At 71.0% G+C, this 25,802-nt stretch carries 24 protein-coding genes; 6 read left to right on the top strand and 18 right to left on the bottom strand.

From position 1 onward, the window contains the following. Nucleotides 1-112: 112 nt before the first annotated feature. The 5 genes from ddaH to ptsP form a co-directional block, all read right to left on the bottom strand. A complete protein-coding gene (gene ddaH, locus HUJ41_RS01435; protein ID WP_179873037.1) occupies nucleotides 113-1,309 on the bottom strand; it encodes a dimethylargininase in 1,197 nt (398 codons plus the stop codon). Nucleotides 1,310-1,373: 64 nt separating this feature from the next. Then, nucleotides 1,374-3,035, bottom strand: a complete 1,662-nt coding sequence (purH, locus tag HUJ41_RS01430; protein WP_179873036.1) for a bifunctional phosphoribosylaminoimidazolecarboxamide formyltransferase/IMP cyclohydrolase — start codon at nucleotides 3,033-3,035, stop codon at nucleotides 1,374-1,376. A 34-nt stretch (nucleotides 3,036-3,069) separates the two neighbouring features. Next, entirely contained in the window at nucleotides 3,070-3,672 is a 603-nt protein-coding gene (purN, locus tag HUJ41_RS01425; protein WP_179873035.1) for a phosphoribosylglycinamide formyltransferase, read from the bottom strand. Between the two features lie 23 nt (nucleotides 3,673-3,695). Further along, nucleotides 3,696-5,003, bottom strand: a complete 1,308-nt coding sequence (locus HUJ41_RS01420; RefSeq protein WP_179873034.1) for a cell division protein PerM — start codon at nucleotides 5,001-5,003, stop codon at nucleotides 3,696-3,698. 13 nt (nucleotides 5,004-5,016) lie between these two features. After that, nucleotides 5,017-7,074, bottom strand: a complete 2,058-nt coding sequence (gene ptsP, locus HUJ41_RS01415; RefSeq protein ID WP_179873033.1) for a phosphoenolpyruvate--protein phosphotransferase — start codon at nucleotides 7,072-7,074, stop codon at nucleotides 5,017-5,019. Between the two features lie 62 nt (nucleotides 7,075-7,136). On the opposite strand from ptsP, the gene HUJ41_RS01410 reads away from it, so the two are divergent. After that, a complete protein-coding gene (locus HUJ41_RS01410) occupies nucleotides 7,137-7,745 on the top strand; it encodes an SRPBCC family protein (protein ID WP_179873032.1) in 609 nt (202 codons plus the stop codon). Then, nucleotides 7,742-8,476 (top strand): DUF4166 domain-containing protein, encoded by a 735-nt coding sequence (locus HUJ41_RS01405; RefSeq protein ID WP_246299280.1) that lies wholly within the window; start codon nucleotides 7,742-7,744, stop codon nucleotides 8,474-8,476. The genes HUJ41_RS01410 and HUJ41_RS01405 overlap by 4 nt, the downstream gene beginning before the upstream one ends. A 5-nt stretch (nucleotides 8,477-8,481) precedes the next feature. Here HUJ41_RS01405 and HUJ41_RS01400 read toward each other — a convergent pair whose 3' ends face one another. Next, entirely contained in the window at nucleotides 8,482-8,910 is a 429-nt protein-coding gene (locus tag HUJ41_RS01400) for a hypothetical protein (protein WP_179873031.1), read from the bottom strand. A gap of 152 nt (nucleotides 8,911-9,062) precedes the next feature. Beyond that, entirely contained in the window at nucleotides 9,063-10,016 is a 954-nt protein-coding gene (locus HUJ41_RS01395) for a GlxA family transcriptional regulator (RefSeq protein ID WP_179873030.1), read from the bottom strand. 101 nt (nucleotides 10,017-10,117) lie between these two features. Here HUJ41_RS01395 and HUJ41_RS01390 point away from each other — a divergent pair, with 101 nt between their 5' ends. Next, nucleotides 10,118-10,267: a hypothetical protein gene (locus HUJ41_RS01390; RefSeq protein ID WP_179873029.1), complete on the top strand. Its 150-nt coding sequence runs from the start codon at nucleotides 10,118-10,120 to the stop codon at nucleotides 10,265-10,267. Between the two features lie 118 nt (nucleotides 10,268-10,385). On the opposite strand, the gene sucD is transcribed toward HUJ41_RS01390, so the two are convergent. The 6 genes from sucD to HUJ41_RS01360 all read right to left on the bottom strand — a co-directional run bounded on the left by sucD (nucleotide 10,386) and on the right by HUJ41_RS01360 (nucleotide 18,068). Next, a complete protein-coding gene (sucD, locus tag HUJ41_RS01385; protein WP_179873028.1) occupies nucleotides 10,386-11,288 on the bottom strand; it encodes a succinate--CoA ligase subunit alpha in 903 nt (300 codons plus the stop codon). Nucleotides 11,289-11,302: 14 nt separating this feature from the next. Continuing rightward, nucleotides 11,303-12,466: an ADP-forming succinate--CoA ligase subunit beta gene (gene sucC, locus HUJ41_RS01380; protein WP_179873027.1), complete on the bottom strand. Its 1,164-nt coding sequence runs from the start codon at nucleotides 12,464-12,466 to the stop codon at nucleotides 11,303-11,305. A gap of 141 nt (nucleotides 12,467-12,607) precedes the next feature. After that, entirely contained in the window at nucleotides 12,608-14,215 is a 1,608-nt protein-coding gene (locus HUJ41_RS01375; RefSeq protein ID WP_179873026.1) for a SpoIIE family protein phosphatase, read from the bottom strand. Between the two features lies 1 nt (nucleotide 14,216). Continuing rightward, entirely contained in the window at nucleotides 14,217-14,552 is a 336-nt protein-coding gene (locus tag HUJ41_RS01370; RefSeq protein ID WP_179873025.1) for an STAS domain-containing protein, read from the bottom strand. Nucleotides 14,553-14,633: 81 nt separating this feature from the next. Beyond that, nucleotides 14,634-16,988: an ATP-dependent helicase gene (locus HUJ41_RS01365; protein ID WP_179873024.1), complete on the bottom strand. Its 2,355-nt coding sequence runs from the start codon at nucleotides 16,986-16,988 to the stop codon at nucleotides 14,634-14,636. Nucleotides 16,989-17,036: 48 nt separating this feature from the next. After that, nucleotides 17,037-18,068, bottom strand: coding sequence for a glycerophosphodiester phosphodiesterase family protein (locus HUJ41_RS01360; protein ID WP_179873023.1), 1,032 nt, complete (start codon nucleotides 18,066-18,068; stop codon nucleotides 17,037-17,039). Nucleotides 18,069-18,100: 32 nt separating this feature from the next. On the opposite strand from HUJ41_RS01360, the gene HUJ41_RS01355 reads away from it, so the two are divergent. Genes HUJ41_RS01355 through HUJ41_RS01345 form a run of 3 tightly spaced genes read left to right on the top strand, consistent with a single transcriptional unit; the run spans nucleotide 18,101 to nucleotide 19,746 of the window. Then, on the top strand, nucleotides 18,101-18,442 hold the full coding sequence (locus HUJ41_RS01355; RefSeq protein ID WP_179873022.1) for a DUF4190 domain-containing protein: 342 nt from the start codon (nucleotides 18,101-18,103) through the stop codon (nucleotides 18,440-18,442). Next, on the top strand, nucleotides 18,433-18,927 hold the full coding sequence (locus HUJ41_RS01350; RefSeq protein ID WP_179873021.1) for a hypothetical protein: 495 nt from the start codon (nucleotides 18,433-18,435) through the stop codon (nucleotides 18,925-18,927). Before HUJ41_RS01355 ends, HUJ41_RS01350 begins: the two co-directional genes overlap by 10 nt. Before the next feature lie 9 nt (nucleotides 18,928-18,936). Then, a complete protein-coding gene (locus HUJ41_RS01345) occupies nucleotides 18,937-19,746 on the top strand; it encodes a Bax inhibitor-1/YccA family protein (RefSeq protein WP_179873020.1) in 810 nt (269 codons plus the stop codon). 260 nt (nucleotides 19,747-20,006) lie between these two features. Here the strand turns inward: HUJ41_RS01345 and guaA are convergent, their stop codons facing one another. The 5 genes from guaA to HUJ41_RS01320 are packed head-to-tail and all read right to left on the bottom strand — an operon-like array spanning nucleotide 20,007 to nucleotide 25,791. Continuing rightward, on the bottom strand, nucleotides 20,007-21,611 hold the full coding sequence (guaA, locus tag HUJ41_RS01340) for a glutamine-hydrolyzing GMP synthase (protein WP_179873019.1): 1,605 nt from the start codon (nucleotides 21,609-21,611) through the stop codon (nucleotides 20,007-20,009). Beyond that, on the bottom strand, nucleotides 21,608-22,054 hold the full coding sequence (locus tag HUJ41_RS01335) for a DUF3817 domain-containing protein (RefSeq protein ID WP_179873018.1): 447 nt from the start codon (nucleotides 22,052-22,054) through the stop codon (nucleotides 21,608-21,610). The genes guaA and HUJ41_RS01335 overlap by 4 nt, the downstream gene beginning before the upstream one ends. Before the next feature lie 4 nt (nucleotides 22,055-22,058). After that, nucleotides 22,059-22,886, bottom strand: coding sequence for an SURF1 family protein (locus HUJ41_RS01330; RefSeq protein ID WP_179873017.1), 828 nt, complete (start codon nucleotides 22,884-22,886; stop codon nucleotides 22,059-22,061). Beyond that, nucleotides 22,879-24,624, bottom strand: coding sequence for a glycerol-3-phosphate dehydrogenase/oxidase (locus tag HUJ41_RS01325; RefSeq protein ID WP_179873016.1), 1,746 nt, complete (start codon nucleotides 24,622-24,624; stop codon nucleotides 22,879-22,881). Before HUJ41_RS01325 ends, HUJ41_RS01330 begins: the two co-directional genes overlap by 8 nt. Before the next feature lie 48 nt (nucleotides 24,625-24,672). Beyond that, nucleotides 24,673-25,791 carry a GuaB3 family IMP dehydrogenase-related protein gene (locus HUJ41_RS01320; protein ID WP_179873816.1) on the bottom strand — a complete coding sequence of 373 codons (1,119 nt, stop codon included), beginning with the start codon at nucleotides 25,789-25,791 and terminating at the stop codon, nucleotides 24,673-24,675. Between the last annotated feature and the right edge of the window lie 11 nt (nucleotides 25,792-25,802).

Raw genomic sequence — 25,802 nt, 5'->3', positions numbered from 1 at the left:
ACAGTGGTGTTGGCACGGTGGTGATGGTGCCGCAGAGGCTCGGTGGTGGTCGAGCGCGCAGCCTTACAGACTATCCCTCAGCGGGCGGGCGCAGAAACGCGAGAGCGGATCGTTACCGCACGAGCACGCTCAGGCACGTGACGCAGCCCTCGAGCTTCTCGAACTCGGAGATGTCGACCGTGATCACGCGGTAGCCGAGCGAGCGGATCAGCTCGGCGGAATGCGGTGCACTCGCCGCCATGAGCACCGTGTGGTCGTCGAGGACGACGACGTGTCCGCCTTCCGGCTCGGGCATGGGCAGGAACGAGCGGAACATCGACACGTCATCCACCAGATCGGGATGCCCGATCACCGTGCCGTCGGGCAGCGCCGTCACGGCGCTCTTGAGGTGCAGCACCTTCGACACGGGTACCGCGACGACGCCGAGCCCGTGCCGCGCGGCGATGACGCGCAGCTGGCGGATGCCCTCCGCGTTGGTGCGGCCGCCCCGGCCGACGTAGAGGGTGTCGCCGACCGCGAGCACGTCGCCGCCGTCGAGCGTGCCGGGCTCGACGATGCGCTCGAGGCGCAGACCCAGCTCGCGCGCGGTCTGCTCGGCCGCCGCGGTCTCCGGCTGCCGCTCCACAGCGCCGGGCCGTGTGACGACCGCGGTACCGGCGATGACGACGAGGGCGTCCTCGACGAAGACGGTGTCGGGCAGCTCATCGGCGGGAGGCACGTCGACGAGGGTGAAGCCCTCCGCCCGCAGTGCCTCCACGTATCCCTCCCACTGCGCGTCGGCCAGGTCGACGTCGACCTCCACGCGGTCCTGGTGCGTGAGCAGCCCCTCGGCCAGGCGCGGTGACGGCATGCGGACGAGCGCGAGGCGGCGCGCGGCCGTGGCAGAGGCATCCCGCGTCGTCATGATGCGACGGCCGATCGTCATGACCGCGAGCACGGCGATGACCTGGTACAGCAGGTTGAAGCCGAGCACGCTCAGCCACAGGTAGTCGATGAGCTCTTGCGTGATCGGGTTGCCGGCGACGACGAGCGCGAGCAGCGCGCCGAACCACGACGAGAGCAGCGCCGCGAGGATGCCCGTGCCGAGCGCGACCGCCCAGTGCCGGTAGATCGGGGCGAGGCCCGCGAGGGCGAGGAACACGAAGAGCAGGATCGACGAGAAGCCGAAGATGCCGTTCACCTGCGTGAGCACCTCGAGGGTCGCGCCGTTGATCGCGGCGAACAGCACGATCGTCACCAGGTGGGTCGTGAGGGCGACCGCGAGGGCGGTGAGGGTCGAGTCGAGCAGGCGGCGCAGCATCGGGGTCATGCGTGCCACGCTATCGCCCGCGCGACCGTGCTGAGACCGTCGAGGGTGCCACCGGGCCGTGCGGTCAGTGGAAGAAGTGGCGCTCGCCCGTGAGATACATCGTCACCCCAGCGGCCTGCGCCGCCGCGACGACCTCCTCGTCGCGCACCGAGCCGCCGGGCTGCACGATCGCGCGCACTCCCGCGTCGAGCAGCACCTGCAGGCCGTCGGCGAAGGGGAAGAACGCGTCGCTCGCGGCGACCGAGCCGCGCGCCCGGTCGCCGGCGCGCGACACCGCGAGGTGGCACGAGTCGACCCGGTTGACCTGGCCCATTCCGACACCGACGGATGCTCCGCCCGACGCCAGCAGAATCGCGTTCGACTTCACGGCGCGGCACGCGCGCCACGCGAACTCGAGATCAGCGAGGGTCGCGTCGTCGGCCGGCTCTCCCGCCGCGAGCTGCCACGTCGATGCGGGCGCGAACGAGTGGTCGGCCTCCTGCCGCAGCAGCCCCCCGCTCACCTGCCGCAGCTCGACGGCCGGCAGGGTGAACCCGGTCGGCAGCTCGAGCAGGCGGATGTTCTTCTTCTCGCTGAGCAAGGCCCGCGCCTCGGGCTCGAAGCCGGGAGCGACGACGACCTCGGTGAAGATCGGTGCGATCGACTCGGCGGCGGCGAGCGTGACGACGCGGTTGGCGGCGATGACGCCGCCGAAGGCGGAGACGGGGTCGCACGCGTGCGCGGCGGCGTGGGCTGCGGCGATCGACGCGCCCACGGCGATGCCGCACGGGTTGGCGTGCTTGATGATCGCGACGGCGGGGGCTTCGTGGTCGTAGGCGGCGCGCACGGCGGCATCGGCGTCGACGTAGTTGTTGTACGACATCTCCTTGCCGTGCAGCTGCGTGGCCTGCGCGATGCCCGCGCCCCCGTCCGTTCGGTAGAGGGCCGCCGACTGGTGGCTGTTCTCGCCGTAGCGCAGTACCTGCTGCAGTCGCGCGTGCACGTCGACGGTCTCGGGGCTGCCGTCCCCCGCTGGGCCCGACGCCGAGACGGCGTCGGGCGCTGGCGTCGCGCGAAGCCCAGAAATGGGCTTCGCCTCAGCTCCGCGCGCGCGCACCCCGAGGTTTTCGGCGAACCACCCGGCGACAGCGGTGTCGTACGCAGCGGTGTGCGCGAAGGCTTTCGCCGCGAAACGCTGCCGCTGCAGCAGGGTGGTGCCGCCGAGCGTCACGGCCTTCGTCACCTGGTGGTAGTCGGCCGGGTCGACGATGATCGCCACATTGGCGTGGTTCTTCGCGGCGGCGCGGACCATCGCGGGCCCGCCGATGTCGATCTGCTCGACGATCGCGCTCGCCTCCGCACCGCTCGCGACGGTCTCCACGAAGGGGTACAGGTTGACGATCACGAGGTCGAACGGCGCGATGCCGAGCTCGGCGAGCTGCGCTTCGTGCGACGCGAGCCGCAAGTCGGCGAGAATGCCGGCGTGCACGCTCGGGTGCAGCGTCTTGACGCGCCCGTCGAGCGTCTCGGCGAAGCCCGTGACGGCGGAGACCTCGGTGACGGCATGCCCGGCCTCGGCGATCGTCGCCGCCGTCGAGCCGGTCGACACGATCTCGACGCCCGCCCCCGCGAGCGCCGTAGCGAGCTCGAGCAGACCGGTCTTGTCGCTCACGCTGATGAGCGCACGGCGCACGGGGATCGCGTCGCGCTCACGGTAGAGGGCGGGGTCGTGAACGGGGCCGGCCATGAGGGTCTCCAAGGGTAGGTACGGGGTCGTGGGGTCAGGAGGAGCGGGGCGCGGATGCTGCGCCGAGGTCGATCGACCCGTCGGCGATGCCCCGCACGACGTCGATGAGCAGGCGCCGCTCGACGGGCTTGATGCGCTCGTGCAGCGCGTGCTCGGTGTCGCCGGGCAGCACGGGCACGCGCTCCTGAGCGAGGATCGGGCCAGTGTCGACTCCCGCGTCGACGGCGATGACGCTCGCGCCGGTCTGCGTGGCGCCCGCGGCGAGCGCGTCGCGCACGGCGTGCGCGCCGGGGAACTCGGGCAGGTACGCGGGGTGGGTGTTGATGAGCCCGGGGGCGAGCGCGGTGACGACGCCTGCGGGCAGAAGCCGCATGAGGCCGCTCAGCACGACGAGGTCGGCACCCCACGGTGCGAGGGCCGCGAGCAGCTCGTCACCCCAGGCCTCGCGCGTGGGGTACGCCGAGTAGGGAACCGTGAAGGAGGGGATGCCGAAGACCTCGGCGTGGGCGAGCCCGTCGGCGTCACGGTCGGCGCCGACCGCGACGACGTGCGCGGGGTAGGAGTCGTGGCGGCACTCCTCGAGCAGAGCGCGCAGGTTCGACCCGCCGCCGGAGATCAGCACAGCGACCCTCAGCACGCGACTCTCACCACCACGCCAGGCTAGCGGCTGCGCGCGGGGCCAGTTGGCGGTTGCGCGCGGGCCGAGTTAGCGCCCGCGCGGGGCGTGGTGGGCCGCGGTGCTCGCGCGCCGGCGGCGAGCAGGCCGAGGGTGACTCCGAGGAGCGTCTCGGCGAGCATCCAGACCCCGACGGCGACCGGGTCGGGGCCAACCACCGCGAGGCGACCGGGCCCCGCCGCACCCGCGGCGAGCCACGCGAGGAAGCCCATGGCGAGGCCGGCGACGATCGCCGCGAGCACGCCCGTGAGCACGGACCAGCCGACCCGCGCTCCGAGTGGCAGGTCGTACGCGTAGGCGCGACCGAAGGCGTCCGCGAGGCGGGGGCGCACGGCAAGGCCCGCCGCGAACGCCGCGGCGACCGGCACGAGGAGGGTCAGGTAGCCGAGCGGGGACTCGCCGGCCGGCAGCGCCCCCAGCAACGGGATCGCCGGCAGCGGCCCGAGCGACACCGCGACGGGGCTCACGATCGACCCTGCGCCGAGCGCGAAGCCCGGCCCGATGAGCCACGACGCCGACCACAGCACGATCGTCGGCAGCAGCGCGAGCTGCCCGAGTGTGAGCGCGAGCCCGCCGAGCACGCCTGCCTGCACGCTCTCGTAGAGCGCGATGACCTGCCCGAAGCCGAACACGAGTGCGGTGGTCGCGAGCAGGGAGCCTGCGAGCACCACGGTGGCGACGGCACCGAGGCCCGTGCGGAGGGCGGCGCCGCCGACGCCGGTGAGCAGGGGCGGAGCATCCGCGATGAGCTGCCGCAGGCGCACGCGCGCCGGGTTGGTCGCACCTATCGAGCCGATCGCGACGCCGAGCCCGTAGACGAGGGCGGGGAACATCGCCCCCTGCCACCGCGACGGCAGAGCGGCGGGATGCCCGGCGCTGAGCACCACGAGGGCCGAGAGCACGAGCACTCCTGTGACCGCCACGAGCTCGCCGAGGATGCGGTGCGGCTCTGCCCGCAGTCGACGCCCGAGACGGACGCCGAGCAGCGCCGTGAGCAGGGCGAAGCCGAGCAGCGCGAGCGTGACGGCGAACGGATCGCCGACGCCGGCGCTGCTGTCGACCCCGCCTCCGAGCGCGAGGGCCGTCACGGGGTCGAGCTGGAAGGTGATGGTGACCCCGTGGCCGAGCAGCCACAGGTCTGCGGCGGCGCGCCAGAAGATGATCCAGTCGAGCTGGAAGCCGAACTGCGCCGCCCACAGAACGGTGCCGAGAGCGAGCGGGATGCTGAGCCCGACGCCGACGACGAGCAGCGCCTCGAGGGCGGCGAGAGTGGCGGTGAGGCGGCGCGTCATGGGTGCCCCGAGCCTAGGCGAGCGCCCGCTGCGCCGCCTCGCGCGCCGCGGCGGGCGTGTCGGCCGCGCACGCCGCCTCGGCCGCCCGGCGGCACTGCTCGAGCGTGGCCTGCGCGAGCGTGTCGCCGACGGCGGGGATCGCGCGTGCCGCCATCGACAGGCTCTGTGCCCCGAGGCCGACCAGCACGGGAGCCAGGCGCGCATCCGCCGCGCCCTCGCCGCACACGCTCAGCGGTGTCCCGGTGCGTGCGGCGGCCGCGCCGACGAGCGAGATCATGCGCAGCACGGCCGGCTGCCACGCGTCGGTGAGCTCGGCGAGCTCCCCCGACTGCCGGTCGGCGGCCATCGTGTACTGGGCGAGGTCGTTCGTGCCGACGGAGACGAAGTCGGCGAGCGCGCACAGCTCCTCGGCGACCATGACGGCGGCGGGCGTCTCGATCATGATGCCCACCGTGGCGAGCCCCGCGGCGCGTGCGCGCCGCACGAACTCGCGCGCCTCGCCGACGGTCGCGATCATGGGCGACATGACGTGGGGATGCTCGGCCGTGCGCTCGGCCGCGATCGCGATCGCCTGCAGCTGGTCGTCGAGCACCCCGGGGTCGCGCCGCGACGTGCGGTAGCCGCGCACGCCGAGCGCCGGGTTCGGCTCGTCCTGGGGGGTCAGGAACGGCAGGGGCTTGTCGCTGCCGGCGTCGAGCGTGCGCAGCACGACGGTGCGCCCCGCGAATGCCGAGAGCACCTCGGCGTAGGCGTCGACCTGCTCCTCCACGATCGGCGCGGTCGTGCGGTCGAGGAAGCAGAACTCGGTGCGGAACAGACCCACGCCTTCCGCGCCCCGCTCGAGGGCGCGCGCGGCATCGCGCGGCGCCCCGATGTTGGCGGTGAGCTGCACGAGGTGGCCGTCTCTCGTGCGGCCGGGCCCGACGAACGGCGGCACCGTGAGCACCCCCGTCGCGGTGGCCTGCTCGGCCGCGTCGGGCTGCACGACGAGCTCGCCCGTGCTGCCGTCGACGAGCACGAGCGTGCCGTCGGCGAGGCCCGTCGCCCCCACCGCGCCCACGATCGCGGGGATTCCGAGCTCGCGCGCGATGATCGCCGTGTGCGAGGTCGGCCCGCCCTGCTCCGTCACGAGCGCGAGGCACGTGGTCGCGTCGAGCGCGACCGTGTCGGCGGGCGCCAGATCGTCGGCGACGACGATGACCGGATGCCCCGTCTCCGGCAGCCCGGCCAGCTCGACGCCGCGCAGGCGCGCGATGATGCGGTCGCGCACATCGATGAGGTCGATCGTGCGCTCGGCGAACCGCCCGCCCGCCTCGCGGTAGCGCTCCGCCGTGCGCGTGAGCTCGCGCCACACAGCGGCCTCGGGCGTGAGGCCGTCATCGCGGATTCCCGCGGCGGCGGCCGCCGCGACAGCCTCGTCTGCAGCGAGCACCGCCGTGGCGAGCAGCACCTCGCGCCGCTGACCCTCGAGCCGCTCGCCGCTCGCGCGCAGACCCTCGGCGACGTGCGCCGTCGCGCGCTCGAGGCGCTCGACGGCGTCGGGGCGCGCGGCCGCCGGAAGCCGCTCCGCGGTGGACGGCGCGACCGGGCGGGCGCCGCGGCGCACGGCCACCGGGCCGACGACCCGGCCGGGGCTGACCCCGAGCGGGCGGGCGGGGTGGTGCTCGGCGGGGGCGGACGGCGGCGCAGCGACGGGGGCCGCATCCGGTGCCCCCGTCGACGGCCCGCCCGTCTCGGAGAGCTCCTCAGCGAGCTCCTCGGCAAGCTCCTCCCCGAAGCCCTCCTCGATGAGCTCGCGCACGGCCTCGACGGCGGCGCGCGCGTCGGCGCCGGTGCCGGTGATGCGCACGGGGGTTCCGGGGGCGGCGGCGAGGATCGCGATGCTGATGGCGCTCGTGGCGGTCGCGGGCTCCTTGCCGGGCACGGCGAGCGTCACGGTCGCGGCGAAGCCTGCGAGCAGCTCGGCGATGACGGCGGCGGGGCGCGTGTGCAGGCCGCCGACATTGCGCACGGCGGTCTCGACGACGACCTCGCCGCCGCCGCTCACCGGCCCCGCTTCACCCGCGCTCACGGCGGCAGTCTACGGCGCGGCCCGCACCCCGAACGCCGTGCCCCGCCTGCCAGACTGAGCGCATGAGCAGTCGAGCGATCCGCGTCGAGATCACCGTCGCGGCCGACCTCGACGCGGTGTGGAGCCTCACGCAAGACCCGCAGTCGCACGCACGATGGGACGCGCGCTTCAGCCGCATCGTGCCCACCGAGCAGGGCGAGGGCGGCCTCTGGCGGTTCCAGTACGAACGCGGGATGCTCGTGCGCACGATCCGCGGAACCGGCATCTCGCTCGGCTCCCGCCTCGGCGCCGACGGCGCCCGCACCTCCGCGCTGCGCTTCACGACCACCGACCGGCTCTCGCCGCTGCGCGACGGCCGCGGCTACTGGCGGTACGAGCCCGTCGAGGGCGGCGTGCGCTTCCTCACGGGCTACGACTACGAGCCCGGCTGGGGTGCGCTGCTCGACCGAGTGCTCGTGCGCCCGCTCGTCGCGTGGATGACGGCCTACAGCTTCGCGCGGCTGCGACGGTGGGTTGAGCGCGGCGAGGAGCCCGAGCGCTGGCCGCTGTGGCGCGCAGTGCTGCCGTGGCCGCGCGGCCGGCCGCGCGCCTCCGACTGCACGTGGAGCATCGGACGCCCCGCCGCGATGGCGGATGCCCCGGCCGACCTCGCCGCGCTGGCGGCGCCGTGAGCACCCCCGACGCCGTGCCGCGGGACGCCGAGCGCGGGGAGGGGCCCGACAGCAGCAGCATCTTCGCGCAAGCCATGGGCGAAGACTTCGACCGGCTGCACCCCATGCTGCAGAGACGCTTCGGCGTCAGCCTCGCGGCGGGCTACGCGTGCGTCGGTGGCGGCATCATGACGAGCATCCGGCGCGGCCCGTGGTGGACGGTGCCGTTCCTCCACATCGGGCGCATCCGCAACATCCTCGCCCCGTATCCCGGCAAGAACGTGCCCTTCACCGTCGAGAACTACGCCTACCGCGACCCCTTCGGGCGCGAGACGGTGACATTCGTGCGCACCTTCGACTACCCGCATCACCCTGAGCGGCCCGGGCGTTTCGACGCCACCATGATCCTCGGCGCGACGGGTCGCGTCGTCGACTACCTCGGCACGCACCAGCACCTCGCCGTCGACCTGGACCTCGCGGTCGAGGAGGACGGCTCGCTGCACCTGCGGTCGGATGCTCAGCGCTTCTCTGCCGGTCCACTCGCGTTCCCCTTCCCGATGCTCTTCTCGGGCCGCGCCGACCTGCGCGAGTCGTTCGACGACGAGGCGCGCGAGTACGTGATCCGCCTCGAGGTGCGCAACCGCACGTTCGGGTTCCTCTTCGGCTACGAGGGCCGCTTCACGTGCGAGTTCCCGGCCGCTGTCGAGGCGCCCGCGCACGTCCTCCCCCGGCGGCACGACCGCCGCGAGTAGACCGGTCAGCCGCCCGAGTTGACGAAGAAGACCTCGGTCTCCGAATCGCACTCGGCGGGAAGGGCGATGTTCTCGGGCCAGTCGTCCGGGTTCCGGAAGCCCCCTCCCAGTGCAACCGTGTCTCCCACGGTCAGCGACTCGTGGCCGGGCATGACGACGGCGCTGTCACCCTCAAGCCGGGTCCCGGGAGCGGTCACGATGACCGTCACCGTCGCCGGCTCACCCCAGCGAACAGCGAGACACCCACCCGATGTCGTGGCGAGTTCGCCCTCGAGCAGTGCTTCCATTCCGTTGTACTCGGCCGCCACCGGCACGAGCAGCCCGCTCGGCGACTCGAGAACCCGAGGGGAGCATCCCGCGATCGTCACCGTGACGGCCGTCACCGCGACGATCGCCGCGAGGCGAGGGCCGGCGCGATCGCGTGCATTCCTCATGCGGACAGGGTTCCACAGATCCGAGGAAAGGTGCGTGGAGATCACGTGGGGTTCTGCCACGTGCAGTAAGTCGGGGCCCCGCAGGTAGTGGACCCGCTCATCTCGGGCAGTACCTGCCCGATGTTCCTGCACCTGGCAGCGATGCCGGCAACCTAGCGCGCGACGCGCACGCCGAACGCGCGGCGGTAGGCCTGCGGCGTCGTGCCGAGCGACCGCGTGAAGTGGTGCCGCAGCGTCGCCGAGGAGCCGAAGCCGCACACGCGCGCGACCTCCTCGACGGGGGCGTCGGACTCCTCGAGCAGCTGCTGCGCGCGCAAGAGCCGCTGGCGGTTGAGCCATGCGGCGGGGCTCTCGCCGAGCTCGGCGCGGAATCGGCGGGCGAAGGTGCGCTCCGACATCAGCGCGCGGCGCGCGAGGGCCTCGACCGAGTGATCGTCGCCGAGGTGGTCGAGCATCCAGTCGGTGAGCTCGGCGAGACTCGTGCCGCCGTGCTGCAGCTCGGGTTGCTGGATGTACTGGCTCTGCCCGCCATCGCGCTGCGGCGGCACGACCATGCGCCGCGCGATCACCGACGCTGCGGCGGCACCGTGCTCGCGGCGCACGAGGTGCAGGCACGCGTCGATGCCGGCCGCGGTGCCCGCGCCCGTGATGACGCGACGATCCTCGACGAACAGCACGTCAGGGTCGACGACGGTGCGGGGGTAGGTGCGCTGCATCTCCTCCGCGTACATCCAGTGCGTCGCGCTGCGGCGACCGTCGAGGATGCCCGACTCACCCAGCACGAACGACCCGCTGCACACGCTGAGCACCCAGGCTCCCCGCGCCTCCGCCGCGCGGATCACCTCGAGGTAGCGCTCGTCCACCGGACCGATGCTGCGCGCGGCGACCGCGATGAGATCGGCCTCGGCCACGACCGACAGGTCGTCGGTCACGAGGATGTCGAACCCGAGGCTCGTGCGCACGGGCCCGGGGTCGGCGGTGACGACGTGGAAGTCGAACGCGGGTGCGCCGGAGGAACTGCGGTCGATACCGAAGACCTCGCACAGCACGCCGAACTCGAAGGGCGCGAGGCCGGGGATTGCGAGGGCGACGACACGTCGGAGCATGGACGGCCTTTCCAGGAGACGAAGCAGCGTGGCGGAATATTGACTGACTATGGCAATCCTGCCACTCGTGGCCGAGATTATCCAGTCATAGATTTTCTGCCATGACCACGATCGCTCTCATCCTCCTCGCACTCCTCGCCGCCGCGGGCATCGGCGGCAAGGGCATCGCGATCATGCGCGACGGCTACCGCCGGGTTCCCCGTGCCCGCCCATTGCGCGAGTACGAGCGCGACGACCACTACCGCGCCTGAGCTCGGGCGCCCACGATCGTGCGGGGTGGCACACGCCCGCCTCTCCGCACACAGCGTCGGCCCTGCCGCCCCATCCAGGGGGTCGGCAGGGCCGTCGTCTGCTGAGTGCGGTCGCCGCTTACAGCGCGGCGATGACCTCGCGCATGAGGGAAGCCGTCTCGCTCGGCGTCTTGCCGACCTTGACGCCCGCGGCCTCGAGGGCCTCCTTCTTGGCCTGCGCGGTTCCCGCGGAGCCGGAAACGATGGCACCGGCGTGGCCCATGGTCTTGCCCTCGGGGGCGGTGAAGCCCGCGACGTAGCCCACGACGGGCTTCGTGACGTTGGCCTTGATGAAGTCGGCCGCGCGCTCCTCGGCGTCACCGCCGATCTCGCCGATCATGACGATCGCCTTCGTCTCGGGGTCGGCCTCGAATGCCGCGAGGGCATCGATGTGCGTGGTGCCGATGATGGGGTCGCCGCCGATGCCGATCGCGGTCGAGAAGCCCAGGTCGCGCAGCTCGAACATCATCTGGTAGGTGAGCGTGCCCGATTTCGAGACGAGACCGATCGGGCCCTTGCCCGTGATCGTCGCGGGCGTGATGCCCGCGAGGGACTCCTCCGGCGTGATGATGCCGGGGCAGTTCGGGCCGATGATGCGCGTCACGTTGCCGTGCGCCTGCGCCGTCGCCCAGATGTCGGCGGAGTCCTGCACGGGGATGCCCTCGGTGATGATGACCAGCAGCGGGATGCCCGCCTCGATGGCCTCGATCGCGGCGTCCTTCGCGAAGGCCGGGGGCACGAAGGCGATCGACACGTCGGCGCCCGTGCTCGACATCGCCTCGGCGACCGAGCCGAAGACCGGCAGCTCGAGAGCCGAGCCGTCCTTCGCGGAGTGCTCGACCGTCGTGCCGGCCTTGCGCGCGTTCACGCCGCCGACGATCTGGGTGCCCGCCTTGAGCATGAGCGCGGTGTGCTTGGTGCCCTCGCCGCCCGTGATGCCCTGGACGATGACCTTGGAATCCTTGGTGAGGAAGATCGACATTGTTCGCGTATCCCTTACTTCGCAGCCAGTTCGGCAGCCTTGTCGGCGCCCTCGTCCATGGAGCTCGCGAGCGTCACGAGCGGGTGAGCGGCCTCCGCGAGGATGCGGCGGCCCTCCTCGACGTTATTGCCGTCGAGGCGCACGACGAGCGGCTTGGTCGCCGCATCGCCGAGAATCTCGAGCGCCTTCACGATGCCGTTCGCGACGGCATCGCACGAGGTGATGCCGCCGAAGACGTTGACGAACACGCTCTTGACCTGGGCGTCACCGAGGATCACGTCGAGGCCGGCCGCCATGACGGTCGCGGATGCTCCGCCCCCGATGTCGAGGAAGTTCGCCGGCTTGACGCCACCGTGGGCCTCGCCCGCGTAGGCGACGACGTCGAGCGTCGACATGACGAGCCCCGCACCGTTGCCGATGATGCCGACCTCGCCGTCGAGCTTGACGTAGTTGAGGTCGTGCTCCTTGGCCTTCGCCTCGAGAGGGTCGCCCTGCTCGCCGCCAGCCCACTCTGCCTGATGCGGGTGGCGGAAGCCGGCATTCTCGTCGATCGAGACCTTGCCGTCGAGCGCGATGATGTCGCCAGCGCCCGTGAGCACGAGCGGGTTCACCTCGACGAGCGTCGCATCCTCGTCGTCGAAGACGCGGTAGAGGCTCACGAAGACCGGGGCGACCTTCTCGACGAGCTCCTCCGAGAAGCCGCCCTGACGGGCGATCTCGCGCGCCGTGTCGAGGTCGATGCCCGTCAGCGGATCGACGTGCACCTTCGCGAGGGCATCGGGGCGCTCCTCCGCGAGCTGCTCGATCTCGACACCGCCCTCGACGCTGCAGAGCGCGAGGTAGGTGCGGTTCGCCCGGTCGAGGAGCACCGAGAAGTAGTACTCCTCGGCGATGTCGGCGCCCGCCGCGACCATGACGCGCTGGACGACGTGGCCCTTGATGTCGAGGCCGAGGATGTCACGGGCGTGAGCCTCGGCCTCGTCGGCCGTCTTGGCGACCTTGACGCCGCCGGCCTTGCCGCGCCCGCCGACCTTGACCTGGGCCTTGACGACCGTGACGCCGCCGATCTTCTCGGCTGCGGCCCTCGCCTCCTCAGGGGTGTCGGCGATGACGCCGGGAAGCACGGGAACCCCGTACTTCTCGAAGAGGTCTCGGGCCTGGTACTCGAAAAGATCCACGGTGTTTCATCCCATCCGCGTGCACAACATTGGAAGTGGTCGATGCGGTCTCTCGATGTCGAGATTTCTCGATGTCGAGACAAATCCGCGTCCAACTTTAGCGTGCTCGCCGCAGCCTCAAGACCGCGGGGTCCTTCTCGCTCAGTCGTCGCGCCGCACGACGACGACCGTGACGTCGTCGGAGGAGGTGCCGCGGGCACGCGTGCGCAGAGCATCCACGACCTCCTGCGAGGAGGACGCGAGCAGGGCGAGCGCCGCCACGCGATCCAGGCCGTCGAGCGAGCCGTCGTATAGATCGAGCACGCCGTCGCTCGCCGCCACGAGCGTGTCTCCAGGCTCCAGCGTGATCGTCTGCTCCTCCCACTCCGTGTCGATGTCGACGCCGAGGGGCGGAGAGTGCGAGCGCAGGCGCTCGATCGTGCCGTCCGTGCGCGCGATGACCGTCAGGCCGTGCCCGGCATCCACGAAGGTGACCTCGCCCGAGTCCATGTCGACGCGCGCGTGGAAGAGCGTCACGAACAGGCCCGTCGTGTCGAGGTCGGCGTTGAGGGAGGCCGCGGCGAGGTTGACAGCGCCCGTGACATCGCCGAAGCGCGCCGCCGACCGCAGCACCGCGCGCACCGTCGCCGCGATGATCGCCGCCGCGATGCCCTTGCCCATCGTGTCGGCGAGCGTGATCGCCGCACCCTCCCCGACCGGGTACCAGTCGTAGAAGTCGCCGCCCACCGCCCTCGCGGGCTGGCAGAAACCGGCGATGTCCCACCCCGGCATGCTCAGCATCTTCGACGGCAGCAGGCCCTGCTGCACCTCGGCGGCGCGCGAGAGCTCCTGGCTCACCGAGAGCTCCTGCTGCACCCATGACGCGAGGTCGCGCAGCATCGCCTGCTCGCGCTCGCTGAACGCTCGAGGGTGCGGGTCGTAGATGCAGAACGCTCCGATGCGCTCGCCCGTCGACGCGTAGAGCGGGTGGCCCGCGTAGAAGTTGATGAGACCGTCCTGCGCGCGAACCGCGTACGCGGGATCGGCTGTCAGCTCCGGTACCACGAGAGTGTCGTCGCCCATGATCGTGTCAGTGCACACGGAGCTCTCTCGCGGCATCTCCACGACCGCATCGCCGGCGATGGACTTCGCCCACTGGCGGTCGCCGTCGATGAGGTTGATCGCCGCCGACTGCACGCCGAACAGGCTCTTCGCGAGGCGCGTCACCCGATCGAAGCGCTCCTCCGGCGACGTATCGAGGATGCCCAGCTCCTCGAGCGCGCGCTGCCGCGCCATCTCGTCGATGACCCCGGTGATCGACACCGAGGGCATGCCGCGGGTCGAGGAGCGATCCACGTCCTGCGCCTCACGGCCACGCACGAGAGTCCAGTGGTTGAATCCGTCGACGCGTCGGTGCTCGACCGTGTCGACGAGGGCCTTCATGAGGGGAACGCCCCGGCCCGACTCGGCGAGGGACTCCGCCTCGGGCATCTCGCGGCCCTCGAGGTCGACGTGGTCGACCTCGCCCGAGTCGCTCAGCGTCGCCTCCAGGCGGTCCTCGTACGCGATGACGGTGAGGGTCGCCTGCACACCTCGCCCGTGGTTCGCATGCTGGATGACGTTCGCCGTGAGCTCGATGATCGCCGTCTCGAGCGACATGCGGTCGCGCGCACTCAGGTCAGGCACGCTCTCCCACACCGAGTCGAGCAGGTCGTGCACAGTGTCGACCGTGTGGGGCGGCGCAGTGAGCCGCAGGGTGCGGGTCACCATGTCAGGCATCCGCGTACGCACTCTCCACGCTGTCGAAGCTCCGCAGCACGCCGGCCATGTTGGTGAGCTCCAGCACCAGCTCCACCTGCTCGGTCGGCTTCACGAGCCGCACATCGCCCCCCGCCTCTCGTGCTGTCTTCATGCCGGCGATGAGTGCGCCGAGACCCGAGGAGTCGAGGAAGACGACGTGCTCAAGAGTGATCGCGACGCGGGGCCGGTTGTCGTCGACGGCCGATTGGATGGCTTCGCGCACCCGAGCCGCGGTGACCATGTTGAGCCGGCCGCTCACGCTGATCTCCGTCACGCCCTGCGGGTGCGGAATGATCGAGATGTCCATGAAGGTCTCCTGACGTCTGTCACACCATTGTCCCTGCTGCGTCCGCTCGAGCCCGGCAGGCTGGCGGGGTTCGGCGAGGTCCTAGAGCTTCTGAATCGGGGCAATCTTCACGAGGAGGCGCTTGCGCCCCGCCTTCTCGAACTGCACTTCGGCGATCGACTTCGCGCCGTTCTGCGTCACGCTCGTCACCGATCCGTCGCCGAAGTCGGCGTGCCGAATGCGGTCTCCCACGTCAAGCGTCAGGTCGCCGTTGTCGCGCACCTTCGCCGTGACCGTGTTCGCCCACTCCTTCTTCGGCTTCCCCGGTGGCAGCGAGGTGCTGTACCCGAACTTCGGCGTGCCCGAGCCGCCGAGCGCGCGCTGGCCGCCCCCGGTCGTGCGCGTGCCCATGCCCGGGGCGTCCCGCCAGTCGATGAGTTCGGCCGGAATCTCCTGCAGGTACCGGCTCGGGGCGGCGACCTGCGTGTCACCGAAGGTCGTGCGGGTCATCGCGAGGCTCAGGTGCAGCCGCTGGCGGGCGCGCGTGATGCCCACATAGAAGAGGCGGCGCTCCTCAGCAGGGCCGCCCGGCTCGGTCGCGCTCATCTGGTGCGGCAGCAGGTTCTCCTCCACCCCCGTGATGAAGACGGCGTCGTACTCGAGCCCCTTGGCCGTGTGCAGGGTCATGAGCGACACGGTGCCGCTCGAGTCGTCGAGGTCGTCGGCTGCGGCGACGAGCGCGACCTCGGTGAGGAAGTCGATGAGGCGACCCTCTGGGTTGTTCTTCTGAAACTCGCGGGTCACCGCCACGAGCTCCTCCACGTTCTCGGCGCGCGCCTCGTCCTGCGGGTCGCGGCTGCCGCGCAGCAGCTCGAGATACTTGGTCTTCTCGAGGATTCCCGTGAGGATGTCCGGCACCAGACCCGTGTCGAGCGACTCGCTCGCCGCGTCGAGGATCGCGGCGAGGTCGACGATGGCGGCGGTCACTTTTGGCCCGAGACCGAGGGCGGGGGCATCCCGCAGCGCATCGATCATCGTGCCGCCCAGTTCGTCGGCGTGGTTCGCGAGGGCCGTCTCCGTCGCCGGCCCGATGCCGCGCTTGGGGGTGTTGAGGATGCGCCGCATGGCGAGGCCGTCGGCCGGGTTCGCGACGGCGATGAGGTACGCCATCATGTCCTTGATCTCGGCGCGCTCGTAGAACTTCGTGCCACCGAGCACGCGGTACGGGATCGCCGAGCGGATGAAGATCTCCTCCAGCGCTCGCGTCTGCGCGTTCGTGCGGTAGAACACGGCGATCTGGTTGTACGGCGTGCCCGCATCGTGCAGCGTGCCGATCTCGTCGGCCACGAACTGCGCCTCGTCGTGCTGGCTGTAGCCCGTGAAGCCGACGATCTTCTCCCCAGAGCCGACCGCCGTGAACAGGTTCTTCGCGATGCGGTCGAAGTTGTTCGCGATGACGGCGTTCGCGGCGTCGAGGATCGTCTGCGTCGACCGGTAGTTCTGCTCGAGCAGAATCACCTCGGCGCCGGGGAAGTCGCGCTCGAACTCGACGATGTTGCGGATGTCGGCTCCGCGGAACGCGTAGATCGACTGATCGGAATCGCCCACGACCGTGAGTGCCGCCGCGGGGATGCCCCCGCTCGCGTCGGTCTCGATGCGAGTATCGGCGGGCACGTGCGCCGGCTCGACCGGCCGCGTGAGCTCGCGGATGAGGGCGTACTGCGCGTGGTTGGTGTCCTGGTACTCGTCCACCAGGAGGTGCCGGAACCGGCGCTGGTAGAGCGCCGCAACCTGCGGGAAGGCGCGGAACAGGTACACGGTCTGCGCGATGAGATCGTCGAAGTCGAAAGCATTCGCACGTCGGAGCTCGGCCGTGTAGCGGCGGAACAGCTCGAGGAACATGACCTCGGTCGGGTCGTTGGCGTTGATCTGGCGGCTGTAGCCCTCGACGTCGATGAGCTCGTTCTTGAGCTTCGAGATCTTGCCGGCGACCGCGCTCACCGTGAAGCCGAGCGTGTCGGCCTGCATATCCTTCACAAGCCGCTTGATGAGCGCGCGGGAATCGGCGGAGTCGTAGATCGTGAACCCGCGCGTGAACCCGAACTGCTCGGCCTCCCGGCGCAGGATGCGCACGCACGCCGAGTGGAACGTCGAGATCCACATGCCCTGCGCGGCATCCCGGCCGACGAGCTGCTCGACGCGCTCACGCATCTCGCCCGCCGCCTTGTTGGTGAAGGTGATTGCGAGAATCTGGCTGGGCCACAGCTCGCGATCACGGATGAGCCGGGCGATGCGGCGGGTGAGCACGCTCGTCTTGCCCGAGCCGGCACCCGCGACGATGAGCAGCGCCTGCGCGCGCGACTGCACTGCGGTGAGCTGCTGCGGGTTGAGGCCCTCGAGCAGCGGGTCACCGTGCCCACTCGAGGTGTCAAGGGTGTCGTCGGGGAGGAAGCTCATGGCGGCCCCAGTCTAGGTCGCGCCCCCGACCGCCTCCCCGCTCGAGGGTCAGAGGGCGGCGCGAGCCTCGAGAGCCAGGTCGGGCTGGTCGGCGAAGACGCCGTCGAGCCCGGTCGACAGCACGGCGCCGAAGAACCCATGCCAGTCGCCGTGCGCGGCAGGGCTCGAGCCGACGCGGCAAGGAGCCGGCAGGAAGCGGTTCTCGGCGCGCAGAGTCCACGTGTAGACGCGCAGGCCCCGGTCGTGAGCGCGCGCCACGAGAGAGGATGCTGCGAGGCCGTGATCGAGCATCCGCCAGTCCTCGCCGTCGCGGCCCGCCACCCCGGTCCCGGGCCGCACGAGCAGGGAGACCTCCGGGCTGATGCCGTCCACGTCGCGAGCAAGAACCGCGAGGCCGCCATCGGTCAGCTGCGAGGCATAGTTGGGCGCCGCCGACCCCTCGCGCGCGACGAGGTCGGCCGCCGCACCGCGCCGCTCCAGCAGGTACACGTACTCGGCATCGACGCCCCGCGCGCGCACCTGCCCGAGCACCGTCTGCTCGAACGACTCGACGACGAGGCGCTCCCGACCGCCCCAGCCGGCCACCTCGGCGGCGAAGAGCTCGTCGAGCGGCAGGCCAGCCGCCGCGAAGTGCGTCGCGTGCTTGAGCTCGGCCACCATGCGCACGGGCCGCTCCGCGCCATCGAGCAACGCCATGAGGTCGCGCAGCCGCAGTATCGGGTAGTGCCCGTCGAACCGGGCCGACGCCTGACGCAGCTCGGGCAGCCGTTCGCGGGCCCGCAGGGTCGCGAGCTCGGCCCACGTGAAGTCCTCCGTGAACCAGCCGGTGACGCGCTCGCCGTCGATGGTCTGCGTGCGCCGACGGTCGGCGAACTCGGGGCGGGTTGCCACGTCGGTCGTGCCGCCGATCTCGTTCTCGTGGCGGAGCACGAGCTGGCCATCCCTGGTCGGCACGATGTCGGGCTCGATCGCGTCGGCGCCCAGCGCGATGGCGAGGCGGTAGGCGGCCATCGTGTGCTCCGGCCGGTACGCGCTCGCGCCGCGATGAGCGATGACCTGGGGGCGTGGCGCGTCTGACACGCCGTCAACGCTACGCCGATACTCTGCAAGGCATGAACGCCGAGCAGCCCGGGGTCGCCGACGGCGACACGCTGCCCGGCGCGAACCTCCATGAGCGCCAGGGCGACACCGCGCGCACTCCTCCCCGACGGCCGCGACGCCGCACCAACCCGCTCGCGATCGCCGCGCTCATCCTCGCCGTGCTACTCAGCCCCGTGGCCGCCCTCTTCGGCCACATCGCGCTCGGCCAGATCGCGCGCTCGCAGGGCCGCGAACGGGGCACCGCACCCGCCTGGATCGCCGTCGGCCTCGGCTACCTATGGCTCGTCGGCCTGCTCATCATCGTGGGAGCGGTGCTCGTGGCCCTCGACGGCGGAGTGCTGCCGTGGCCGTAGCGCCCCTCGAGGCCGCGGCGCGGCTACCCCTGCGCTGGGGCACCTACGACGGTCGCCGCTGGGCGGGCCTCACCCTCATCGTCGGCGGCCTCGTGCACTTGCAGGCCGCCGGCCCCGACAGCCTGCTGCCCCTCGCCGTCGGCACGGTCGCGCACGTCGTCGGCTGGCTCATCATGCCCGCGCGGGGCTGGCGCCGAGTGCTGCCGATCGTGCTCAGCACCTTCGTCGGGTGGCTGCTGCTCGCCGGGCCGCAGCTGATGTGGACCCTCACGATTCCCTTTCTCTTCTGGCTGCTCGTGCGGCACCGCCCGTGGCGCAGCCTGCTCGCCGTGAGCCCCGTGCTGCTCAACGGCGTGATCGCTGCGGCGGTGTTCCGCGAGTACGAAGGGATGCCGCTGGCACTGGGCGCATCCGCCCTCGTCATCGTCGGGTCGGCCTGGTGGGCCGCAGCGATCGCTCGGCGTGCTCATAGCGATTCTCACTAGAATCGAGCCATGGCTACCTCGAACCCCGCGTTCAACTCCCCCGCGTTCTCGCTCAACCAGTCCTCCGCGATCATGCACCGTGCCGCGACGCCCTCCAGCGAGCAGCTCGACGAGCTCTACGGCAAGCCCTCGGCGAGCCCCGAGCAGACCGAACGCATGACCTACGAAGACACGATCCAGAAGGCCGTCGGCGCGTTCGCGCTCGTCGCCCTCGGCGCCGCAGTCGGCTGGTTCGTGCCCTTCCTCACCATCCCCGCCGCGATCGTCGGCTTCGTACTCGCCCTCGTCAACATCTTCAAGAAGAAGCCGTCAGCCGGCCTCGTGCTCGCATACTCCGGTGTGCAGGGCATCTTCGCCGGAGGCATCTCGGCGATCTTCGAAGTGCTCTACCCGGGCATCGCAATCCAGGCGCTCATCGGCACCGCAGCTGTCTTCGTCGTGACCCTCCTTCTCTTCCGCAGCGGCAAAATTCGTGCGTCGAAGCGGGCCACGAAGGTCTTCCTCATCGCGATGGTCGGCTACGCCCTGTTCTCGCTCGTCAACCTCGGCATGATGCTGTTCGGCGCAACCGACAACGCGTTCGGCCTGCGCAGCGCGTACATTCCCGGCACGGAGATCCCGATCGGCCTCGTGCTCGGCGTGCTCGTCGTCCTGCTCGCCGCCTACTCGCTCGTGCTCGACTTCGACCAGATCAAGACCGGCGTCGAGAACGGCGCCCCGCGCATGTTCGCCTGGCGCGCCGTGTTCGGCATCGTCCTCACCGTCATCTGGCTCTACATGGAGATTCTGCGGATGCTCGCCATCCTGCGCGGCGAATAGCCGACAGAGGTACGGGATGAGGGCCGCCCTTCGGGGCGGCCCTTTCTTGTTGTGTGGGGGTTGCTTGGGAGTTCGGAGCCCAACGACAGCACTGTCCGGCTCATGTTGCCCGCGGGTTCAGAGACCGACCGCGGGGACCGCGGTCGGCGCTGGCGTCGCGCGAAGGCCAGAAATGGCCTTCGCCTTTAGCTCCAGCGCGCGCACCGGGACGCCCGCTGGAATAGTTGCGCAGCGAGGCCAGAAATGGCCTCGCTGCGCAACTATTCCCATTCAATAGTGCCGGGGGGCTTCGACGTGACGTCGAGCACGACCCGGTTGACGCCGTCCACCTCGTTCGTGATGCGGTTCGAGATGCGCGCGAGAACGTCGTATGGGAGGCGCGTCCAATCCGCCGTCATCGCGTCCTCCGAGGAGACGGGGCGCAGCACGATGGGATGCCCGTACGTGCGCCCGTCGCCCTGGACGCCGACCGATCGCACGTCGGCAAGCAGCACGACCGGGCATTGCCAGATCTCCTGGTCGAGCCCCGCCGCCGTGAGCTCGGCGCGCACGATCGCGTCCGCCTCGCGCAGCAGGTCGAGGCGCTCGAGCGTGACCTCGCCGATGATGCGGATGCCGAGCCCCGGCCCGGGGAACGGCTGACGGCCGACGATCGCCTCGGGCAGCCCGAGCTCGCGGCCGATCGCCCGCACCTCATCCTTGAAGAGCGCGCGCAGCGGTTCGACGAGCTCGAACTCGAGATCCTCGGGCAGCCCGCCCACGTTGTGGTGGCTCTTGATGTTGGCCGTGCCGGTGCCCCCGCCGGACTCGACGACGTCGGGGTAGAGCGTGCCCTGCACGAGGAAACGCACGGCCTCCCCCTCGCCCTGCGCTTCGAGCACGAGCGCCTCCGCCGCACCCTCGAAGGTGCGGATGAACTCGCGCCCGATGATCTTGCGCTTCGACTCGGGGTCGGTGACACCTGCGAGGGCGTCGAGGAACTGCTCGCGGGCATCCACCGTCACCAGTCGGATGCCCGTCGCCGCGACGTAGTCCTCCTCGACCTGCCGCCGCTCGTCGGCGCGCAGCAGGCCGTGGTCGACGAAGACGCACACGAGCTGATCGCCGACCGCCTCGTGCACGATGGCCGCCGCGACCGCGCTGTCGACGCCGCCCGAGAGGCCGCAGATGACGCGGGCCGAGCCGACCTGCTCGCGAATGCGCTCCACCTGCTCGGCGATGACGCTGCCGCTGTTCCAGTCGGCCGGGATGCCCGCCGCGCGGTGCAGGAAATTCTCGAGCACGCCCTGCCCGAACTCGGAGTGCTTCACCTCCGGGTGCCACTGCACGCCGTACAGCTTGCGCTCGTCGCTCGCGAACGCCGCCACGGGGGTGTCGTCGGTGGAGGCGAGCACGTCGAAGCCGTCGGGGGCCTGCGCCACCGAATCGCCGTGGCTCATCCACGTCGTCTGCGCGTCGGGCTGACCGGCGAGCAGCACGCCGCCGTCGCCGACGACGCGCATCGGGGTCGACCCGTACTCACGGCGACCCGTGCGCGCGACCTCGCCGCCGAGCTGCTTGGCCATGACCTGGAAGCCGTAGCAGATGCCCATGACGGGCACGCCGAGCTGCAGGATTCCCGGGTCGAGGTCGGGCGAGCCCGGCTCGTACACGCTCGAGGGGCCGCCGCTGAGCACGATGCCGACGGGGTTCTTGGCCGCGACCTCGGCGGCCGTGATCGTGTGCGGCACGATTTCGCTGTACACGCTCGCCTCGCGCACACGCCGCGCGATGAGCTGGGCGTACTGAGCGCCGAAGTCGACGACGAGCACGGGCCGGGCTTCGGTGACCGCCGCAGTGACCGCCTCAGTGCTGACCTCGCTCATGCCGCGCTCCCCTCGGTGACGGCGTGCGCATCCTCGGGCGTCAGCCCGGCGATGACGTCTTCCACCTGGCGGGGCACCTGGCGCTCGAAGAAGAACGAGAGGAACGGGATGATGCCGCCCATCGCGATCCACAGGAACCGCCGGAACGGCCACCGCAGCACGCGCCACAGCACGAAGTCGCAGGCGAGGTAGAGCACGTAGAGCCAGCCGTGGACGGCGAGCAGGAAGATCGAGAGGTTGAACCCGGTGAGGGTGTCGACGGGGCTGAGCGCGATGAACCCGGAGGGGCCGTTCAGTTCGATGTCGCTGCCGAGGCCGTAGCGGGTCACCATCATGACGACGAGCCCGAGCAGGAAGATGCCCGTGATGATCGAGGAGACCTTGTAGACCGCGAGAGTTCGTCGGATGAGGGGGATGTCTGCGGGCTTCGGGCCGATCACCATGCGCTCAGTCTACGGGCGCGGGCTGGGGCGACTCGTGCGCGGGGGCGAGCCCTGCCGGGTCTGCTGCGTCCGCATCCCGCTCGGCCTGCTCTTTCTCCTGCTCGTCCTTCACGAGTCGCCACCACAGGTACACGGCGAAGCCGCCGAAGATGACCCACTCGAGCGCGTAGAAGAGGTTGAGCAGGTTGAGCTCGACCTCCGCTTCGGGCGGGGGTGCGGCGACGGCGGTGAAGCCGGGGGGCGGGTCGCTGTCGACGAGGTAGCCGGCGTAGACGGGTTGCGGGTCGGCCCACAGGTTGACGAGCTCGGCGACGGAGATCGTCTCGCGTGCGCCGGATTCGAAGTCGCCGACCTGCGGCGCCTCCCCGGGCACGTACCGCCCGGTCAGCTGCGTCTCGCCCGCCGGCAGGGTCGGGATGCTCGCCCCGGGCTCGACGAAGCCCACCACCACGGCAAGGCTGTGGCCGTCGTCGGTCACGAGGTGGCGCACGACCCAGTCGCCCGGCGCACCGTCGCCGCCGGGAGCGTTGTTGAGCCGACCGGTGACGACGACCTCGTCGTCGGCCTGCCAGGAGCCGTCGACCGTGACGAGCCGGCCGCTCGCGTCGGAGGTCATGACCTGCTGGGGTTCGGCAACGGTGGCGAGCGGCACCGCTGTCTCGGTGTCGCGCTCAATGACGGTCGCGCTCTCGATGGACCGCTCGAGCTGCCACTGGCCGAGGGCCGCGAAGGCGGCGGCGACGCCGAGGGCGAGGGCGAGGGCGGCGACCCACTTGGGGCGTCGGGCGACCGCCCACCATGTCGCGCCGCCCGAATAGGCAAGATTAGGCACTGCTACCGCCCACGCGCGATGACACATCCGGCGCCGCGATCCGCACGCGGTCGGCGCTCTCGTCGTCCGGCTGCTCCTGGCTCGCGCGTTCCGCCTCTACACGGCGGAGATAGTGCTCGACCTCCCACTGGCGGCGCTCGTCGTCCCAGCCGAGCTCGGCAGCCATGAGGTCCGCGACGACGGGTGCCGCCTCGACGCCGCGATCCCACGCCTCGATCGAGATGCGCGTGCGACGCGCGAGCACGTCCTCGATGTGCAGAGCGCCCTCGTGCGTCGCGGCGTAGACGACCTCCGCGGCGATGTAGTCATCGGCACCCGGCAGGGGCTCCTGCAGCTCAGGCCGCGCGATGATGAGGTCGAGCAGTTCATCCGTGAGCACGCCGTAGCGGTTGAGCAGGTGCTCGATGCGCACCTTGTGCACGCCGAAGGCCCGCGCGATCTTGCCCCGCTTGTTCCACGCCGCCTGGTAGCCCTCGGCACCGAGCAGCGCGATGTCCTCCGTGACGCTCGCCGGCACCTTGCCGTCGAGTGCGGCCGCGGCCTCGTCGATCGCGTCCTTGGCCATGATGCGGTACGTCGTCCACTTGCCGCCCGCGACGACGACGAGCCCGGGCACGGTGTGCGCGACGATGTGCTCGCGAGACAGCTTGGAAGTCTCGTCCGACTCCCCCGCGAGCAGCGGCCGCAGCCCGGCGAACACGCCCTCGACGTCCTCGCGCGTGAGCTTCACGGCGAGCACCTCGTTGACCGTCGTGAGCAGGTAGTCGATATCGGCCGCCGTCGCTGCCGGGTGCGCCTTATCGAGATCCCAGTCGGTGTCGGTCGTGCCGATGAGCCAGTGCCGGCCCCACGGGATGACGAAGAGCACACTCTTCTCGGTGCGCAGCAGGAGGCCGAGGGTCGACTGGAACCGATCGCGCGGCACAACGATGTGGATGCCCTTCGAGGCCCGCACCTTGAATTGCCCGCGCTCCCCGACCATCGCCTGCGTGTCGTCCGTCCACACGCCCGTCGCATTGACGACCTGGCGCGCTTTCACCTCGAAGCGCTCCCCCGTCTCGAGGTCGTGCGCCGTGACCCCGACGACTCGCTCGCCGACCTTGAGGAACCCTTCGACGCGCACGCGGCTCGCGACGTGGGCCCCGTAGAACGAGGCCGTGCGCGCGAGGGTCGACACGTAGCGGGCATCGTCGACCTGGGCGTCGTAGTACGTGAGCCCACCCGTGAACGCGTCGCCGCGCAGGCTCGGTGCCGCCCGCAGCACCTGGCGGCGGCTCAGGTGTCGGTGGTGGGGAACCCCGGGCGGGCGCCCGCCCGTGTAGCTGAAGAGGTCGTAGAGCGCCATGCCCGCTCCGATGTAGGCGCGCTCGATGAGCGGCTTCGTGAGGGGGAAGAGGAATTTCACGGGCTTGACCAGGTGCGGGGCGAGGCGCTGCAGCAGCAGCCCCCGCTCGATGAGCGCCTCGCGCACGAGGCGGAAGTCGAGCTGCTCGAGGTACCGAATGCCGCCGTGCACGAGCTTCGACGAGCGCGAGCTCGTTCCGCTCGCCCAGTCACGCTGCTCGAGCATCCCGGTACTGAGCCCTCGCGTCACGGCATCGAGCGCGGCGCCGGTGCCGACGATGCCGCCGCCGACGACGAGGATGTCGAGCTCCTTCTCACGCAGCCGGGCGATCGCCGCCGCACGCTCGTCGGGGCCGAGCTTGGTGGAGCGGGTGACGGTCTTTCCTCGAACCATGCTGTTCTCCCGAGTGTGAGGCGCGGGGGCCGCGCGGCGCCCCCGACGCTAGTGCGACTGGTACGGCGCGATCACGACCTCCACGCGCTGGAACTCCTTGACGTCCGAGTAGCCGGTCGTCGCCATCGATCGTCTCAGAGCTCCCATGAGATTGACCTGGCCATCCGCCTGAGAGCTCGGCCCGAGGAGCACCTGCTCGAGCGGCGCGAGCTGGCCGACGTGCACGCGATGGCCGCGCGGCAGCTCGGGGTGGTGCGCCTCGGCGCCCCAGTGCCAGCCCCCGCCCGGAGCATCCGTCGCGCGCGCGAGAGCCGACCCGAGCATGACCGCGTCGGCGCCCATTGCGATCGCCTTGACGATGTCGCCGCTCGTACCGAGGCCGCCGTCGGCGATGACGTGCACGTAGCGGCCTCCAGACTCGTCGAGGTAGTCGCGTCGGGCGGCGGCGACATCGCTGATCGCGGTCGCCATCGGCGCGTGGATGCCCAGGCTCAAGCGCGTCGTCGACGCAGCCCCGCCGCCGAAGCCGACGAGCACCCCTGCAGCGCCTGTGCGCATGAGGTGCAGCGCGGCGGTGTAGCTCGCGGCGCCGCCCACGATGACGGGCACGTCGAGCTCGTAGATGAACTTCTTCAGGTTGAGAGGCTCGGCGTCGGTGCTCACGTGCTCGGCGCTCACCGTCGTCCCTCGGATCACGAAGAGGTCCACCCCGGCCTCGAGCACGGCCTCGTGGTACTCCTGCGTGCGCTGCGGGCTCAGCGCTCCAGCAACGGGCACCCCTGCCGCGCGGATCTCCGCGAGCCGCGCGCTGATGAGCTCAGGCTTGATCGGCTCGGCGTACATGGCCTGCATGGCTGCCGTCGCCTCGGCCGGGTCGAGGTCGCGGATGCGGGCGAGCTGAGCCTCAGCATCCTCGTACCGGGTCCACAGCCCCTCCAGATCGAGCACGCCCAGACCGCCGAGGCGACCCATCGCGATCGCCGTCGCGGGGCTCATCACCGAGTCCATGGGCGCCGCGAGCACGGGCATCTCGAACTTGAGCGCGTCGATGCTCCACGCGAGCGACACCACCTGGGGGTCGCGGGTACGACGGCTGGGCACGACCGCGATGTCGTCGAACGAGTACGCCCGACGCGCGCGCTTGGTCTGCCCGATCTCGATCTCCATCACGCCTCAAC

It is taken from the genome of Microcella indica (assembly GCF_013414345.1).
Taxonomy (GTDB): Bacteria; Actinomycetota; Actinomycetes; order Actinomycetales; family Microbacteriaceae; genus Microcella; species Microcella indica.
The sequence above is the reverse complement of the archived record's forward strand: the minus strand, read 5'-3'. Positions and strand labels throughout refer to the sequence as shown.

Coding starts and splice junctions, on each gene's coding strand:
- HUJ41_RS01345 (WP_179873020.1), top strand. CDS start 18,937: ATGGCTACCTCGAACCCCGCGTTCAACTCCCCCGCGTTCTCGCTCAAC.
- ddaH (WP_179873037.1), bottom strand. CDS start 1,309: ATGACCCCGATGCTGCGCCGCCTGCTCGACTCGACCCTCACCGCCCTC.
- HUJ41_RS01395 (WP_179873030.1), bottom strand. CDS start 10,016: ATGCTCCGACGTGTCGTCGCCCTCGCAATCCCCGGCCTCGCGCCCTTC.
- guaA (WP_179873019.1), bottom strand. CDS start 21,611: ATGAGCGAGGTCAGCACTGAGGCGGTCACTGCGGCGGTCACCGAAGCC.
- HUJ41_RS01390 (WP_179873029.1), top strand. CDS start 10,118: ATGACCACGATCGCTCTCATCCTCCTCGCACTCCTCGCCGCCGCGGGC.
- HUJ41_RS01375 (WP_179873026.1), bottom strand. CDS start 14,215: ATGGTGACCCGCACCCTGCGGCTCACTGCGCCGCCCCACACGGTCGAC.
- HUJ41_RS01325 (WP_179873016.1), bottom strand. CDS start 24,624: ATGGTTCGAGGAAAGACCGTCACCCGCTCCACCAAGCTCGGCCCCGAC.
- HUJ41_RS01370 (WP_179873025.1), bottom strand. CDS start 14,552: ATGGACATCTCGATCATTCCGCACCCGCAGGGCGTGACGGAGATCAGC.
- HUJ41_RS01420 (WP_179873034.1), bottom strand. CDS start 5,003: ATGACGCGCCGCCTCACCGCCACTCTCGCCGCCCTCGAGGCGCTGCTC.
- purH (WP_179873036.1), bottom strand. CDS start 3,035: ATGGCCGGCCCCGTTCACGACCCCGCCCTCTACCGTGAGCGCGACGCG.
- HUJ41_RS01410 (WP_179873032.1), top strand. CDS start 7,137: ATGAGCAGTCGAGCGATCCGCGTCGAGATCACCGTCGCGGCCGACCTC.
- sucD (WP_179873028.1), bottom strand. CDS start 11,288: ATGTCGATCTTCCTCACCAAGGATTCCAAGGTCATCGTCCAGGGCATC.
- HUJ41_RS01355 (WP_179873022.1), top strand. CDS start 18,101: ATGAACGCCGAGCAGCCCGGGGTCGCCGACGGCGACACGCTGCCCGGC.
- HUJ41_RS01320 (WP_179873816.1), bottom strand. CDS start 25,791: ATGGAGATCGAGATCGGGCAGACCAAGCGCGCGCGTCGGGCGTACTCG.
- HUJ41_RS01365 (WP_179873024.1), bottom strand. CDS start 16,988: ATGAGCTTCCTCCCCGACGACACCCTTGACACCTCGAGTGGGCACGGT.
- HUJ41_RS01335 (WP_179873018.1), bottom strand. CDS start 22,054: ATGGTGATCGGCCCGAAGCCCGCAGACATCCCCCTCATCCGACGAACT.
- HUJ41_RS01400 (WP_179873031.1), bottom strand. CDS start 8,910: ATGAGGAATGCACGCGATCGCGCCGGCCCTCGCCTCGCGGCGATCGTC.